Origin of the sequence: Methylobacterium durans (genome assembly GCF_003173715.1) — a bacterium.
Classification (GTDB): Bacteria; Pseudomonadota; Alphaproteobacteria; order Rhizobiales; family Beijerinckiaceae; genus Methylobacterium; species Methylobacterium durans.
Map to the genome: position 1 here is coordinate 4,924,842 of NZ_CP029550.1, position 14,769 is coordinate 4,939,610.

At 69.4% G+C, this 14,769-nt stretch carries 14 protein-coding genes and 5 pseudogenes; 11 read left to right on the top strand and 8 right to left on the bottom strand.

What is annotated here, in order from left to right:
• Window positions 1-189 precede the first annotated feature (189 nt).
• From DK389_RS22605 to DK389_RS22615, 3 genes are all read left to right on the top strand, one after another.
• Complete coding sequence (locus DK389_RS22605) at window positions 190-558, top strand: SPW repeat protein (RefSeq protein WP_109892970.1); 369 nt, start codon at window positions 190-192, stop codon at window positions 556-558.
• An 88-nt stretch (window positions 559-646) separates the two neighbouring features.
• The gene (locus DK389_RS22610; protein WP_109892972.1) at window positions 647-871 is read left to right on the top strand and encodes a hypothetical protein; all 225 of its coding nucleotides are present in this window, start codon (window positions 647-649) and stop codon (window positions 869-871) included.
• Between the two features lie 121 nt (window positions 872-992).
• The gene (locus tag DK389_RS22615; RefSeq protein WP_109892974.1) at window positions 993-1,685 is read left to right on the top strand and encodes a helix-turn-helix domain-containing protein; all 693 of its coding nucleotides are present in this window, start codon (window positions 993-995) and stop codon (window positions 1,683-1,685) included.
• 399 nt (window positions 1,686-2,084) lie between these two features.
• On the opposite strand, the pseudogene DK389_RS22620 reads toward DK389_RS22615, so the two are convergent.
• The 4 genes and pseudogenes from DK389_RS22620 to DK389_RS22635 all read right to left on the bottom strand — a co-directional run bounded on the left by DK389_RS22620 (window position 2,085) and on the right by DK389_RS22635 (window position 6,970).
• Window positions 2,085-2,944, bottom strand: a pseudogene (locus tag DK389_RS22620) (universal stress protein).
• Between the two features lie 165 nt (window positions 2,945-3,109).
• Window positions 3,110-5,731: a cation-translocating P-type ATPase gene (locus tag DK389_RS22625; RefSeq protein ID WP_236961033.1), complete on the bottom strand. Its 2,622-nt coding sequence runs from the start codon at window positions 5,729-5,731 to the stop codon at window positions 3,110-3,112.
• A 58-nt stretch (window positions 5,732-5,789) separates the two neighbouring features.
• Window positions 5,790-6,191 carry a DUF6455 family protein gene (locus DK389_RS22630; protein ID WP_109892978.1) on the bottom strand — a complete coding sequence of 134 codons (402 nt, stop codon included), beginning with the start codon at window positions 6,189-6,191 and terminating at the stop codon, window positions 5,790-5,792.
• A 347-nt stretch (window positions 6,192-6,538) separates the two neighbouring features.
• Window positions 6,539-6,970 (bottom strand): universal stress protein, encoded by a 432-nt coding sequence (locus tag DK389_RS22635; RefSeq protein WP_109892980.1) that lies wholly within the window; start codon window positions 6,968-6,970, stop codon window positions 6,539-6,541.
• A 444-nt stretch (window positions 6,971-7,414) separates the two neighbouring features.
• On the opposite strand from DK389_RS22635, the pseudogene DK389_RS22640 reads away from it, so the two are divergent.
• Window positions 7,415-7,636, top strand: a pseudogene (locus DK389_RS22640) (transposase); the annotation flags it as partial.
• Here the strand turns inward: DK389_RS22640 and DK389_RS22645 are convergent.
• Window positions 7,628-8,194 (bottom strand): annotated as a pseudogene (locus tag DK389_RS22645) (phosphoketolase family protein); the annotation flags it as partial. The pseudogenes DK389_RS22640 and DK389_RS22645 sit on opposite strands and share 9 nt — an antisense overlap.
• Before the next feature lie 133 nt (window positions 8,195-8,327).
• On the opposite strand from DK389_RS22645, the gene DK389_RS22650 reads away from it, so the two are divergent.
• The 7 genes and pseudogenes from DK389_RS22650 (at window position 8,328) to DK389_RS32745 (ending at window position 12,864) form a co-directional block, all read left to right on the top strand.
• Window positions 8,328-8,528, top strand: coding sequence for a hypothetical protein (locus DK389_RS22650; RefSeq protein ID WP_109892982.1), 201 nt, complete (start codon window positions 8,328-8,330; stop codon window positions 8,526-8,528).
• A 29-nt stretch (window positions 8,529-8,557) separates the two neighbouring features.
• Entirely contained in the window at window positions 8,558-9,205 is a 648-nt protein-coding gene (locus DK389_RS22655) for a BON domain-containing protein (protein ID WP_109892984.1), read from the top strand.
• A gap of 10 nt (window positions 9,206-9,215) precedes the next feature.
• On the top strand, window positions 9,216-10,199 hold the full coding sequence (locus tag DK389_RS22660; RefSeq protein WP_109892986.1) for a zinc-dependent alcohol dehydrogenase family protein: 984 nt from the start codon (window positions 9,216-9,218) through the stop codon (window positions 10,197-10,199).
• 116 nt (window positions 10,200-10,315) lie between these two features.
• Window positions 10,316-11,130 (top strand): annotated as a pseudogene (locus DK389_RS22665) (universal stress protein).
• A complete protein-coding gene (locus tag DK389_RS22670) occupies window positions 11,130-11,462 on the top strand; it encodes a c-type cytochrome (RefSeq protein WP_109892988.1) in 333 nt (110 codons plus the stop codon). The pseudogene DK389_RS22665 and the gene DK389_RS22670 overlap by 1 nt, the downstream one beginning before the upstream one ends.
• 14 nt (window positions 11,463-11,476) lie before the next feature.
• Window positions 11,477-12,337, top strand: coding sequence for a universal stress protein (locus tag DK389_RS22675; RefSeq protein WP_109892990.1), 861 nt, complete (start codon window positions 11,477-11,479; stop codon window positions 12,335-12,337).
• A 362-nt stretch (window positions 12,338-12,699) separates the two neighbouring features.
• Window positions 12,700-12,864, top strand: a complete 165-nt coding sequence (locus DK389_RS32745; RefSeq protein ID WP_162560785.1) for a hypothetical protein — start codon at window positions 12,700-12,702, stop codon at window positions 12,862-12,864.
• A 41-nt stretch (window positions 12,865-12,905) separates the two neighbouring features.
• On the opposite strand, the gene DK389_RS22685 is transcribed toward DK389_RS32745, so the two are convergent.
• From DK389_RS22685 to DK389_RS22695, 3 genes and pseudogenes are all read right to left on the bottom strand, one after another.
• The gene (locus DK389_RS22685; protein ID WP_194075101.1) at window positions 12,906-13,181 is read right to left on the bottom strand and encodes a hypothetical protein; all 276 of its coding nucleotides are present in this window, start codon (window positions 13,179-13,181) and stop codon (window positions 12,906-12,908) included.
• A complete protein-coding gene (locus DK389_RS22690; RefSeq protein WP_109892994.1) occupies window positions 13,181-13,993 on the bottom strand; it encodes a universal stress protein in 813 nt (270 codons plus the stop codon). The genes DK389_RS22685 and DK389_RS22690 overlap by 1 nt, the downstream gene beginning before the upstream one ends.
• Before the next feature lie 84 nt (window positions 13,994-14,077).
• Window positions 14,078-14,724, bottom strand: a pseudogene (locus tag DK389_RS22695) (BON domain-containing protein).
• Window positions 14,725-14,769: the final 45 nt, after the last annotated feature.

A 14,769-nucleotide genomic window follows, 5' to 3' on the forward strand; every position in this document is an offset into this window, starting at 1 on the left:
TATCTCAGTAAATTGCCAAGCCAGCTCAAGCAAGGAGCGTGGTGACGCGCTCGAACGTCTTGAGCCAGATCAATGCTCCGCTCTCCAGGTACGGAATCTTGGCCCATCGAAGGCGGCAGGCCGTCTGCTGCTCAAGCCTGGCGCCCGGTGCTTCCAGCCTCCGGGCCCTCCGCACGTAAGGAGATGCCGATGCGCACCATCGAGAACCGGACCGAGGACATGGTCCTGAACGGCCTCAACATCATCCTCGGCCTCATCCTGTTCGTGACGCCCTGGTACCTGGAGCTCGGCAGCGAAGCCGCCGCAACGCGCAACGCCCTCGTCTGCGGCGGGACCATCGCGCTCATAGCCCTACTGGCGATTAGCAAGTCCTACGACTGGGAGGAGTACCTCAACCTCGCCATCGGCCTCTGGGTGGCGGCCGCCCCCTGGGTGCTCGGCTTCGCGACCATCCAGTACGCCATGTGGATCCACGTCGCGGTCGGGCTCGCCGTGGCCGCCCTGGCCGCGTACGAGCTCTGGCGGCTCTACGTGTCGCCTGAGGCTCGCTCCGTCTGAGGCGCCATCCACCGCCAGTGCGGCCGCGCCGGAGCCTTGTCCGGCGCGGCTTTCCCGGGGCTGCCATGCCCATATCCGGAGCGGCGCCATGCCCTTCGACCCCGTCGCGCTCGCCGTCGCCGCGTCGTTCACCGCCGGCTGCGTGTCTATCCATGCCCTGCGTCGCCATGCCGATGCCGTCACGCTCGTCCTCGGTCTCCTGGCGTACGGGCTCGCCACCGCGCTGGGCTCGCTGCTCGCCGGCCACCATGGTCTCGTCGTACTGCCCGACCCCGTGCACACGTGGGGGCTCGTGGCGGCCGCGAACATCTGAGCGCCGGGGCGTCCATACGTAGTTGCCCTTACGCGGATCTACTTAAGAGAACGCCCGGAATTTCGCGGCCTGCTCAGCGCGGCCAGTCTCCCTTCATCCAGTACGGGTGAGGAGCGAAGCGATGACCACCGGGTTCTCCGAACCGAATTTCTCGCACGTCGCGGCTGGCCATGCCGTTCCTGTCCAGGGCCCACTCGGGAGCGTCCTGTTCGCGGGGTGTCCCGACCTGATCGGCACGCCCTTCTCCTACGCTCGGGAGGAGGAGATCTACGGCGAGGGCGAGGACGCCGAGTTCGTCTATAAGGTCGTCAGCGGCGCGGTGCGCACACACAAGGTCCTGAGCGACGGCCGCCGCCAGATCACCGGCTTCCACCTGCCCGGTGACCTGTTCGGGTTCGAGCAGGACGAGACCCACCGGCACTCCGCCGAGGCCCTCTCCGACACCAAGCTGCTGATCTTCCGGCGGCGCCAGGTCGAGCGCGCCGCCAACCACCGGGCCGAGGTCGCCTGCCAGCTCTGGGGCATGGCCACGAAGAGCCTGCGCCTCGCCCAAGACCTCACGCTCCTGCTCGGGCGCCGTTCGGCCCAGGAGCGCGTCGCCTCCTTTCTGATGGAGGTCGACGAGCGTCTCGGGGGCAACGGGACCTTCACCTTGCCCATGACCCGGCGCGACATCGCCGACTATCTCGGGCTGACCATCGAGACCGTGTCGCGCACCCTCTCGCAACTGTCGGATGAGGGGGCTCTGCAGCGTGTCGGCGGTCGGCAAATCAGCCTGCGCCGCGCTCACCTCCGCCGCTTGGTCGAGGACTGAGCCGGCCCCGCCCTGCCTTCGCGTCAACCACGCTTCCCTGACGATCTAGTGAGCATCGCAGGACCGGGCGGCGAGCGACGGCTCACGCGCAAGGACGGAAGCCCTACTGAGGAGCCTCCGATGCCCCATGTCACCGCAGCCTTGCTGGTGCTGTGCGCTCCGGCCTGGGCGGCCCCGGCGCATCGCCAGCCCACGCCCGATTCCGTCCAGTCAGGGACAGAGACCGCGCCTGCCGGACGCGCGGACGCAGCGACCGACCCAACCAAGCCGAACAAGGGCGCAGGGGCAGCGACGTGCGGAGCCGGGACTGGGACCGGAAAGTGAAGAAGTCGCTCGGCGGCGTCTGCAGAGGCTGCTGAGGGGATGTTCCTGTGCCGTGATGCTTCTGCGGCCCCGTGGTCAGTGGGCGAGGAACAGCGGCACCGCACTCCGGACCAGGAGCGACTGGGTCACACCGCCGAGGAACCATTCCTGAAGGCGGGAATGTCGGTAGGCGCCCATCACCAACATGTCTGCGCGGAACAGGCTGACCTGGTTCCTGAGCGTCTCCGCGACGTCCCCGACGACGGAAATGTCGTTCACCGACACGTTCACGCCGTGGCGCGCAAGGTGCGGCGCGAACTCGGCTCCGGCGACCGACCTCGACAGGTCCTTCTCGCCGACCACCGACACGATTTCGATCGCCTCGGCCGCGCGCAGGAACGGCAGCGCATCGTTGGTGGCCCGCGCCGCCTGCGCGCTGCCGTCCCAGGCGACGATGATCCGCCGCGCAGCGAAGGCGTCGTGTCCCGGTGGGACCACGATGAGCGGTCGCCCGCTCCGGAAGAGGACCCCGTCGATCAGGTCTCGATCGAGGTCGACCTCGCGCGCTTCCGCATCCAGGATGGTGAGGTCGGCGAGCCGTGCGCGTGCGGTGAGCCGCCCGATCAGGTCCGCATAGGCCAGCATTGGCGCCTCGGTCGTGCAGGTCACGCCGGCGCTGGCGGCATCCGCCGCGGCGCGTTCGGCGGCGATCTGCGCGAGCCCGCGCAAGCGCCGGTTCTCGTCCGCGACGAGGTCATTGATGAACCCCAGGCCGCGCCGGCGACCACAGTCAGGCGCCGGGCCGCGGATTGGACGGTCAGGTGTGAGCCGGCCGTGCCGGCGAGCGCCAAGCTGTAGGCAAGCGCACTCGCGGCTTCGTCGTCGCGTCCCTCCTCGGTGATGCCGACGAAGATGTCGCTGATCGCAGCCAGCGGGGCTGAGGACGGGCTGGTCATGGAGGGCTCCAGATGGCTCTGCTGGCCCCAGTCTCGCGTCGCGGGAGCCGCACGCGTTGATCCAGCGCAAGTCCGCTGCAGGCGGACGATGGGCTTCGTTTGCAGATCCGGCCGCGCGACCGGCCTGGCGTGCGGAGCGAGCACAATCCCCGTCGTGGGCTGCCGTCAGGCCTGCCTGGCCCGATTGCGTGCGTCTGTGGCCATCGCCGCGAGCTGGACGACCAAGACCGGTGCGAAGCTCGCGGAGAGGATTAGAACCCACATGCCCATGTCCGGGGAGACGAGGCCGAGCACGGCGCCGACCGGAGGCGCGTAGGCCGGCCCGACGAGCAGCACCGTGCACAGGAGCAGGGCGGCCCAGACCCAGGGATTTTGCGTGACCTCGTTGCGGAAGGGCTTCGAGCCGGAGGCGCGCATATTGAAGACCTGCCAGAGCTGGGCGAAGGCGAGCGTCAGGAACGCGACCGTCACGACGGATGCGCGGTCGAGGGCGAGCCAGGACTCGGCAACAGCCAAGGCCCCGAAGGTGGCCATTGTCATGATGGCCGCGTGCAGGGCGATCCGGGCCCATAGCGGGCGCCCAAGGATGGGCTCCCTCGGATCGCGCGGCGGTCGTTCGAGGATGTCGTCCCGCCCTTCCCCCATTGCCAGCGCGAAGGCCGGGAACACGTCGGTGACGACGTTCAGGTAGAGGATCTGCAACGGCAGGATAGGCAGGGGCAGTGCCGACAGGATCGCGAGCCCGACGACCATCACCTCGCTCAGGTTGCAGGCCAGGAGGTAGGCGACGAAGCGGCGGATGTTGTCGAAGATGATCCGCCCCTCGCGGATCGCGCCGACGATGGTCGGGAAGGCGTCGTCGAGGAGGACCATGGCGGCCGCCTCGCGCGCGACGTCCGTTCCCCGCCGGCCCATCGCGACGCCGATGTCCGCCTGCTTCAGAGCCGGGGCGTCGTTGACGCCGTCGCCCGTCATGGCGACGACCTCGCCCCTCTGCTGATACGCCCGGACGAGCGACAGCTTCTCGGCCGGGCTCACTCGCGCGAAGACCGCGATATCCTCAAGCCCGTCCCGCAAGTCGCTGGGAGCGCCCTCCGCGACGCGGTCCCCTGAACCGGCGAGCCCGACTGCGCGGGCGATGCTGCAGGCCGTGACGGCGTGGTCGCCGGTGACCATGATTACGCGGATGCCCGCGTCGCGGCAGGCCGCCACCGCCTCCGGCACGTCCTCCCGGGCGGGGTCCTCCAGCCCGATTAGACCGAGGAACGTGAGCTCCTCGAAGGGATGGCTTCCCGCCTCGTCCACCATCCTCTCCGCACAGGCGATGACCCGCAGGCCCCGCGCGCCCAGGTCCTCGACGCGACATCGCCATAGGTCGCGGGTGGCATCGTCGAGCGGCCGGTCGCGCTCACCGTCGCCGGCGCGCCGCGAGGCTGCGAGAACCGCCTCCGGGGCGCCCTTGACCGCGACCAGGTAGCGCGGTCCGAACGCGTGGATGGTGGCCATCATGCGGGTGGCCACGTCGAAGGCATGCTTCCGCACAAGCGGCTGGTCGCGCACGATCTCCGCGCGCTCCAGCCCGGCGGTCCGGCCTGCTCGCAGCAGCGCCTGTTCCATAGGGTCGCCGCTGCCCTCGCCCGGGCCTCTTCCGAGTGAGGCGTCGTTGCAGAGCACCGCGACGCGGAGCAGGCGTTCGGCCTCAGGAGCGGCGCCGGAGCCTTGCTCAGTGAAGTCTTCCTCACCAGAGGGCAGCGACAATCGTCGCACCGTCATCCGGTTCTCGGTGAGCGTGCCCGTCTTGTCGGTCAGGATGACCGTCGTGGCGCCGAGCGTCTCGACGGCCGACAGGCGCTCGATGAGCGCGTTCTTCCGGACCATCCGCCACATTCCGCGCGCGAGCGTCAGGGTCGCGACTATCGGCAAGCCTTCCGGGATGGCCGCGACTGCCAGCGCGATGCTCGCCTCGGTCATGAGGCGGAGGTCCTTGCCGGTCGCCACGCCGAGGCCGGCGAGAAGGGCGGCCAACGTCAGGACCACCCAGACCATTTGGCCGGACAGGCGTTTCAGGCGGCGCTCCAGGGGCGAAGTGTCCGGCTCGGCCTGCTCGACGAGCCGCGAGACGCCTCCGAGTTCGGTTCCCGAGCCGGTCGCGACGACGACGCCGGTGGCGCTCCCGCGGGTGACCAGCGTGCCTCGGAACAGCATCGACGAGCGTTCGGCGAGGCGCGCGTCCGAGGCGACCGGGTCCGCCGACTTGTCGACCGGCACGGACTCGCCCGTGAGCGTGGACTCGGCCACGCCGAGGTTGGACGCCTCGACCAGCCGGATGTCGGCAGGGACCGCATCGCCGCCCTCGACCAGCACGATGTCGCCCGGGACGAGATCCTCTGCGGCAAGCACCCGCCTGTGCCCGTCGCGGCGAACGCGGGCCGAGCGCGTCCCAAGCGCCCGCAATCCCTCGACGGACCGGGCCGCCCGCAGTTCGGTGAAGAAGCCGAGGCCGGTATTGACGGCCAGAACTGCGAAGACCGCGACCGCCTCCTGCCAATCGCCGAAGTAGAGCGACAGGGCACAGGCTGCCGCGAGCAGGTAGACGACGGGGCTCGCAAGCTGGTGTAGGAGCAGGGCGAGCGCGCCAGTTTGCTCCTTCCTGGCGATTACGTTCGGTCCGACCGGCGCGAGGCGTTGCCGAGCCTCCGCATCCGTTAGGCCCGCATGCAGGGAAGTCCCGAGGCGCCTCGGAACGTCCTCAGTCGGCAGGGCATGAACGAGCTCCATGCCCGGCATGGCACGGCCGGGCGCCACCCGCGGATCGGACGACGCAGGTTCGATGGCCAGTCCCGGTTCAAGCATGGCGCAACTGGTCGAGGCGCGCGGCGTTCGGGCAGAATTCCGGGTAGGCGTCGGCGGCGGTCCCGGCCCAGAGCTCGCGCGCGCAGCGGCCGCGTTGCGTGCAGCGCAGGCAGGCCGCCTCAAGCTCCCGCATGGCCTCCGGGGCACGCCGTCGGATGGCCTCTACGTCGAGGTTCAGGCTTCGCATGAGGTTCGCGATGCTGCGGACGTTCGCGACGGCGTCCGGGCCCACGGGTGCGAGACCGGCCGCGCTCGCCTCCAGCATCGTCGCCATCATCTCCCCGTCGACTTCCCTCAGTTCCCGCGCCGCCTTCAGCAGGCAGCACCACTCGCCCATCGAGGCGATGACGCCGAAGGGGTCGAACGGGTCGGGTGTGTCGGCAGGATCGGACATCGCGGCCTCCGATGGGCTCCGTGTGCCACCGCAAGGGGCGTCGGCATCGCGGGCGCCGGGCTGTCGGGCATGTCGCGAGGGTGTCGCGCCCGTTGGGCGAGGCCATGATCTGGATCAAAGCCCGCGGCTTTCGGTGTTTCGCGCCACCGCGGATGGGCGAGCCCGCCACGTCTCGGAAAACGAGCCGCGGGCGATGGTAGCTCAGCCGTGCGAGCGCGCCAGCCTCGCAATAGCCATTCGCCGACTGGGCATTATGGAAGCGGGCACTTCGGGGTGCAGGGGCCCCGGAGGTGTCGAGGCGCATGCGTGAGGATCAGCCCTGGCGGCCTTTGACGCCTCGCAGACAGTCAGCGGTAAATCAAGACGGGCACTTTGGAATGCGTGAGAACCTTCATGGTCTCGCTGCCAATGACGAGGGCGGAAAGGCCCCGACGGCCATGCGAGGCCATGACGATGAGGTCACAGCCGCGGGCCCCGGCAGTTTCGATAATGGCTTCGTACGGTTGCCGGTCCTCGACTTTCACGACCTCGCAAGGGACACCACCCCGCTTGGCCTCCTGCTCGGCCTCGGTGAGCCTACGCTCGGCGTCGGCATGGGCACGTCGACTGAACTCATCCGCGTACGGGTACGACGGCCCCAACCCCAATGTCGGGAGCCGGTGGACGACCGTGAGCACTGTCACCATCGCCCCGACAGTTTTGGCGAGCGACACGGCTTCCTTTACGGCCGAGGCGGAAAGGGACGTCCCGTCGGTAGGGACGAGAATGTGCCGGTACATCGGGATCTCTCCCAGCAGCCGCGAGTCACGCTCGCGTGGTCGTTCGGGGCCGACCCGGAGGGCCCGTTCCGGTTTATAGCAGTAGGACCTGCTGAGTTGTAGGACTGAGCGGAACCGAAAAGCGGCCCTCCGGGCAGTGTTCGGAAGCTCAAATTCGCGCCGTTTGGACTGCGGCGGTCGAGGCTCAGTCTATCGGCCTTCCGTGGGGCCTCGCAGGCGCGCCATTTTATTGCGGAATTCTGGGCGCCGGCCGTGCCCCGGTTCAGAGGACCGCTGGCATTCGGTGTTAAACTCCGTTTCATAATGGGCTGTGCAGCTTAGCTGTTGGATGAGCGGCGAGCATCGCGGCCGTTGGGAGAGTGTCTGACGCTCACCCTGTCCCCCATGTGGACGACCGCCGCCCGCGCCGCGCTTGCGCGCGAGAGCCTACCCTATGCAACCTGACTGAGTGGTGCGGAATGGGCCTGGGTCGCGTCGCTGATGCCCACCCCCGCCACGACGGGCCGCCCCTAACGCCTGGCCGCTGCGCTCGACGGCAGCATCTACGTCCTGCGCACCGGCTGCGCCTGGCGGCATCTGCCCCTGGACTTCCCGCCGTGGGGCACCGTGCACCGCTGGTTCTTGCGCCTGTCCCAGGACGGCGTATTCGAGCGGCTTGCCCATGCCTGTCAGGGCGGCGCCGAAGGCGTGCGCAAGCGCGTAGCCGAGTTCGCCGCCCTCGTGGATCGAGCCCGGCAGCTCGGGCGCGGCGTGGATCGGGATGCCGCCCGGAAACGAGAACTGCCGGAACAGCCGGGCTATGCCGTCGAGGTCGCGCGCCACATCCGGGTAGATCTCGCTGTAGGTACCCTCCAAGTAGGCGTTCACCACGAGCCCGGGCGCCCCATGCCCTGGTCCCCAGACCGCGATCATGTCGAGGTCGCGCTCGCGGACGATCCGGTTCATGCGGGCGTAGATGAAGTTGAGGCCCGGCGTCGTGCCTCGGTGGCCGAGGAGCCGCGGTTTGAGGTGTTCAGGCTTCAGCGGCTCGCGCAGCAGCGGGTTGGCCATGAGGTAGATCTAGCTGACCGACAGGTAGTTCGCGTCGCGCCAGTAGGCGTCGATGCGCTTGAGGCTGTCCGATCCGAGCGGCCCGGGCACGAAGGTGAGACCCTGTCCGTCATCCCGGGGGCTGTCGTCGCGGCGGCTCTCGCAGCGGTTCCTCGGTTCGCGCCCCGCGTCCATGTCGGCCTCCCGGCGGATGCGGATACTGGGAGCGACCGTGCCGGAGCCCAGGGCAGGCGGCGTTGAGGTGGATCAAAGCGCACCCGAAGCGGCACGGCAGGATGGCCCTCGTCAGGCAAGACGGGAGTGAGCAATGGCCCTGGTTCTTCGATCCACCTTCGTCATGACGGTCCGCCGCGCGCGGATGCCAATCATGCTGGCACCGTTGAACGACGCCGGCCTCCGAGTCGTCACGAACGCCGCGCGCTATCGGAGCATCGGCAGCCTGCAGGCGCTGGCGCTTGCCATCGCCGCCTCGGTGGTGACGCCGACGCTGCTCTGGCTCGCCCTCTGAGCTCCCCAACCGAACCGAGGAGACCGGCGATGGACGACATCACCGTGCGCCAGCAGGTGCTGGACGAGCTGGAATACGCCCCGATGGTCGACGCGGCGCTAATTGGTGTCACGGTCGAAAACGGCGTCGTGACCCTTTCGGGCCACGTCCGGAACTACGCGGAGAAATGCATTGCCGAACGGGTCGCGCTCCGCATCCGCGGCGTGCGCGCCGTGGTCGAGCAGATCGAGGTCCGCTACCCGGAGAATCCTCGGCTCGGCGACGAGGCGCTGGCCGACCGCTGCGCCCGGGTGTTGGAATGGGACGTGCGCATCCCGGAGCGGTCGGTCTCGCTCAAGGTCGAGAAGGGCTGCGTCACGCTCCAGGGCTGCGTGCCGTACTACCACCAGAAGGCGGCCGTCGATAAGGCGCTGCGCCGCCTCGCCGGCGTCACCGACATCGTCAACCTCGTCGCCGTGACGCCGCCCATCCAACCGACCGAGGTCAAGGACAGGATCCTCGCTGCGCTGAAGCGCAGTGCCAAGGATCCCGATACCATTCGGGTGAAGGTCGAAGGCGACAAGGTGATCCTCGACGGACGCGTCGACGTGTGGCGCGAGCGGGAACTAGCCGAGCGCGCCGCCTGGTCCGCGCCCGGCGTGCGCGCTGTGGAGGACAACCTGACGCTCGCGTGGTGAGGTCGGCCCGATGCTGGCGATGGTCATGCGGCAAGTCGGCGGTCCCCTCGTGCTGGAGCACCGGCCCGACCCGGAGCCCTGTCCCGGCGAGGTCCGCATCCGGGTCGAGGCCTGCGCGGTCTGCCGCACGGACCTTCACATCATCGACGGAGATCTACCCCAGGCGGTCTACCCCCTCGTGCCCGGACACGAGGTCGTCGGAAGGGTGGAAGCGGTCGGCGCAGGGGTGGCAGGGCCGCGACCGGACACCCGTGTGGGCGTGCCCTGGCTCGGTCATGCCTGCGGGCACTGCGTCTACTGCGGGACCGGTCGCGAAAACCTCTGCGACGCGCCTGGCTTCACCGGCTGCACGCGCGATGGAGGATTCGCCAGCCACCTCCTGGCCGAGGCCGCCTTCACCATACCGCTCGACGCGAGCCTCGACCCAGTCGCGACCGCGCCGCTGCTGTGCGCCGGGCTGATCGGCTGGCGCACACTGCGGATGGCCGGCGAGGCCGTGATCGTAGGTCTCTACGGCTTCGGGGCTGCAGCCCACATCGTGGCGCAAGTCTGCCGCTGGCAGGGCCGGCGCGTGTTCGCGGTTACCCGCCCCGGCGATGGGGAGGCCCAGAGCTTCGCCCGCTCGCTCGGGGCGGAATGGGCGGGCGGCTCGGACGAGGCCCTGCCCGAGCCGCTGGACGCCGCCCTCATCTTCGCGCCGGACGGGCGGCTGGTGCCGACCGCGCTCGCGGCGGTGCGCAAAGGCGGCCGGGTGGTCTGCGGCGGCATCCACATGAGCGACATCCCCCGGTTCCCCTATGACCTGCTTTGGGGCGAGCGCGCGGTGCTCTCCGTGGCGAACCTGACCCGCGAGGACGCCCGCACCTTCTTCGAGATCGTACCGCAAGCCGGAATCGTCACCCACACGCGCGCCTATCCGCTTGCCCAGGCCAATGCGGCCATCGCGGACCACCGATCCGGGACCCTGCAGGGCGCGGCCGTGCTCGTGCCTTGAGGCCGGTTGCTGGGCGGCCTCTCGCCGCCCACCCCTTGAGGTGGATCAAGGTTCGGGTCGCGCATGCGAGCGAGGATGCCTCCGTCACACCGTCAGGTCGCGCATGGGAGGCACACGTGAAGAGCTCCAACATCATGGTCTCTGTAGACCTCGGGGCCGCGGCTGCGGACCGCGTCCAGCTCGCCGCCAACATTGCCGAGTCCTTCTGGGCGAAACTGACCGGCGTCGCCGCACGCAGGTGCCCTGCCTTCGTGCCGGCCGGCGACATGCTGGAGGTGGAGCGTGCCTACGAGGCCGAGGCGCGTCGGGCGGACGAGCAACTCGCGGAGGCCAAAGCCCTCTTCGAACGCGAGGCCGAACCGGCTCCCAGGAGGGATTGGCGCTCCGCGCTGGCCGAGCCCTTGGCCTACCTCGTTGAGCAGGCCCGGACCGCAGATCTCGTAGTAGTGGGCCGGCAAGGACCGGCAGACGGAGACCCAGGGCCCTTGGGTGTTTCGGCCGGCGCGCTGCTGATGGAGGTTGGCCGTCCCGTGCTCGTGGCGCCTCCCGGTATCGAACGCCTCCTGGCCAAACGGGCCGTCGTGGCCTGGAAAGATACGCGTGAAGCGCGCAGGGCCCTTTATGACGCCCTGCCATTCCTCAGCGGGGCTGAGCGAGTCCATGTCGTGGCCGTGGGCCCGGACGCGCACCACGAAGGAGCCGAGGGTGCGGCCGAGTACCTTTCGGGCCACGGTATCGCCGCCGTCACGCACCTGCTGCCGCGCCCAACCATCGGCGCCGCGGACGAGCTGCTCCGGTTTGCCCAGGGCGAGGAAGCCGACCTGATCGTGATGGGCGCCTACGGCCATAGTCGCCTGCGCGAGTGGATCTTTGGGGCGCCACCCGCGACATCCTGCAGACGACACCCGTCTGCTGCCTGATGAGCCACTGATGCGCGCGGCGGCCACGATCATGGGCAGCGCCCTCGCGCTCGTGCCCTTCCTGTTCGCCGCTCCGGCGGCATCCTGGGACCGGCAGGTGCAGCAGGGCGAGACCCTTGCGCGGACCAACTGTGCCCGGTGCCATGCCGTCGGGCGCATTGGGGCCAGCCCGTTGCGCGAGGCTCCGCCCTTTCGCGAGCTCCACAAGCGCTACCCCGTCGATGATCTCGGCGAGGCCCTCACCGAGGGCATCCGCACAGGCCATCCGAGCATGCCCGAATTCCGGTTCGAGCCCGATCAGGCGGAAGCCCTCATCGCCTACCTGAAGTCGCTGGAGCGTTGAGCAAGGAGATCCCGATGTACCTCCGCTGTCTCCTCGTTCCGACCGCCCCGGGTATCGACCCGACCTGCCGTCTGGATGCCGCCCTGCGCCTGAGCCGGCGCCTGCACGCCCATATCGGCGTCAGCTTCATGGCGCCCGGGCCGGAGCACGTGCTCGCTGGCATGGCGAGCCTCGTGCCGATAGGCTGCGCGACCATCGAGGCCATTGAGCAGGGCGTGCGGGAGGCAGCCGCTGAAGGCAAGGCGGCCCTCCAGGCCTGGTGCGAGCGCGAGGCGGTGCCGTTCATGCCGGCCGGGGAGCGCCTCGACGCCACCTTCGCGACCTGGACCGAACTTTCCGGGGAGGTTGAGCCTCTCCTGACGCTCGCGGGCCGCGTCAACGACCTGGTCGTCATCGGCTGGCCCGACCCGGAGGTTCCGTTCACCGGTCGCGCGCTCGATACCGCCCTGTTCTCGGTCGGCCGACCGACACTGATGGTCGGCGAGACCGTTCCTCACGACCTGCTGGACCACGTCATCATCGCCTGGAACGGCAGCCTGGAGGCGACGCGCCTGATCGGCCAATCCGTCACGCTGCTGCACGAGGCCACCCGGGTCACGGTCGTGTATGCGCGGACCGAGCGCTTCGAAGAGGCGCAGGCCGCGGACCTGTGCGGCTACCTGCGCTGGCACGGGATCGTGGCGGAGGCCGTGACCCTGCCAGTTCAGGACGGGACCCCGGTCGGCGCGGCGCTCCTGGCCGAGGCCGAGCGGCGGAACGCCTCGATGCTGGCGCTTGGCGCCTACACCCACAGCCGCGTGCGCGAGTTCCTGCTCGGCGGCGTCACCCGGCACGTCATCGAGAACGCCCGCATCCCGGTCCTCATGGCTCACTGACGAACGGGCGGAGGTGCCGCATCTTGAGCGGCGCGGAGGCGATATGGTTGCGCCCGTGCCGTAGATTATAATAATTCCATCTCCAAGATGGTGGCGCCGAAAGTCCTGTCCTGGAGGATGCTCACGCCGGGGCAGCGCGCGCTCCTGCAACGGATGCGAAGGGAAGGGGCCCTGCTCTCGGTGCGTCCATGGGAGATGACCACGGTCCGGTCGCTGCTGGCACGCGGGCTCGTCAGACCACGGGCTCGTAGGAGGGCCGGCGATAACCAGCGCGGCCTCTGGTTCCTGACTGCCAGGGGCACACGGATTATTCCGGCATCCTTCCTCCGAACTGGGTCCGGCGAGGAGGGCCAGAGCCGCCAATGACCATGAACTGGCTCATCGACCGACTCCTGGTGCTCGGGCTCGTCGCCATCATCGCTGGGGCTGTCGTCAGTCTGTCCGCGGTCGGTTTCCGGTACGTCGGCGAGACCTGCGGGATCGCAGCCCTCGTGGCGAGCCTCGCCACTGCTTGGTTGCGCCGTTGAGCACGTTTTGAGGCTGGGCCTTCGCTAACGACGTCCTGCCCTCACCGCTGCGGGTCGTGGCAGTGCATGTGCGGCGGCGCCGTCCCGCAGTCCAAGCTACAGGTCTGGTGTGGCTTGCAGAACCACTGCAGGGTTCCGCTTTTCAGGCAGGAGCCCGAGCAGTGCCGATGGGGCGTGTTCGCCGGCTCGACGAAGGTTCCGGTCGCGTCGGGCGAGCCAGCCCTCTGTCCCGCGCGGGTTGGCGACGCGCTCGTCGCGACCGCGGCGAGGATTAGGAGGGCCGCGCGTGCCGCGGCGGCCCGCTCGGTGTCTGACATCAGTGGCTCATCAGGCAGCAGATGGGGGCATAGGCCAGAAGGTCCCGGGTCACGCCTCCGAAGGCCCACTCGCGGAAGCGACCGTGGCCGTAGGCGCCGGTGACGAGGAGGTCCGCGGCCTGCTCGGAAGCGGCGTCGATGAGCGCCTCGGAGGCCGCTGCGCCGTCGGTGTCCCTCCGGACGGCTGTGGCGTAGACGTCATGGGCCTGCAGGAAGCCGACGATGTCCTGCGGGTCGGCCGCACTGTCCCGGTCGTCGACGGAGATCACGACGACCTGTGACGCCCGCTTCAGGAACGGCAGCGCGTCCTGCACGGCGCGGCGCGCCTCGCGGGTGTTCTTCCACCCGACCGCGACGCGCTTGGCGTCGAGGTGGTCGACCCCGGGCGGCACCACCAAGACCGGCCGCCCGAGATGCATGACGAGATCCCCGGGATTGACCGAGAACAGCATGGGCCCGGGCTCGGTCTTTCGCCCCACCACGACGAGATCTGCGGCCGCGGACTGCGCGACGAGGAAGGGCAGCGGGAAATCGAGGTTCGAGCGCCACTCCACGCGGCTGCGCCCGCCGGCCGCTTCTTCGAAGGCTGCGTGGGCCTGCCTGAGGTCGTTCAGCACGATCTCGTTCGAGGCGGCCAGCGCGTAGGCGCTCGCCGGCGTCGGCCCCACCGGCGGAACGGCGTAGGCCGGGGTTTCGGCTGCCACGCCGATCAGCCGGGCGCGAAAGTCGTCGGCGAGATGGCCGGCCAAGCGAACGCGGTCCGGCGCCTGAGGCGTCAGGTCCATCGCCACCATCATGCTCGCGTAGGTCATGGACGATCTCCGGGTCGGAGGGCCGCGGAATGTGAGGGCTTGCCGGATGGGCGTGGCTGGCAACCTCACCCATCCTGCCGGGGCTCAGGCCAGCGTGAGGTGGTCCTCGACGGCGCGCACGCCCGGGCCGACCAGGCGGCGTTCTCGGCAAGCAGGCGCTCGTACCAGGCGCTCACCTTGCCCTCCAGGACGACCTTGGCGTCCTGCACCGTCACCTTGATCGCGTCCGCCTCAAGCTCGGCGTTGCGCTTGAGCGCCGCCATGATCTTCGCGCGCACGTCGGGTGCGCTCGCCTTCGGGGTCACCTCGATCAAGTTCATGATGCCGGCGACGCCCGCGAGGCGTCGAAGCGCGCGGTAGGCCTCCTCCTTCTGATATTGCCAGTCGACTTGGCCGGTCAGCGTCACCCAGCCGTTCTGGACCTTCACCTGCACGGCATTCTTCGGCACGGTGACCGACCAGTCGAGCATCTGCACCGCGCGCTGGGCCAAGTCCTCGTCGCGCGGCGGCGTCTCGCCGCCGAAGCGCACCTTGATCTCCTCGACCACGCCGCGCACGCCGCGTACCTTCTGGGCCGCCTTCTCGGCGGCGACGCGCTCCGTGTAGCTGCCGACGTGCCCGGTGAGCGTGACGATGCCGTTCTCCACGGCGACGCCGATGTGGGCCGCGCCGATGCTGGGGTCGAAGTCGAGCTCGTCGATGACGTTCTGGCGGATCAGCTTGTCGCCCATCGGTCGCCTCCTCGATGAAGTCCAGGTCGCGCCTGGCCGAACCCG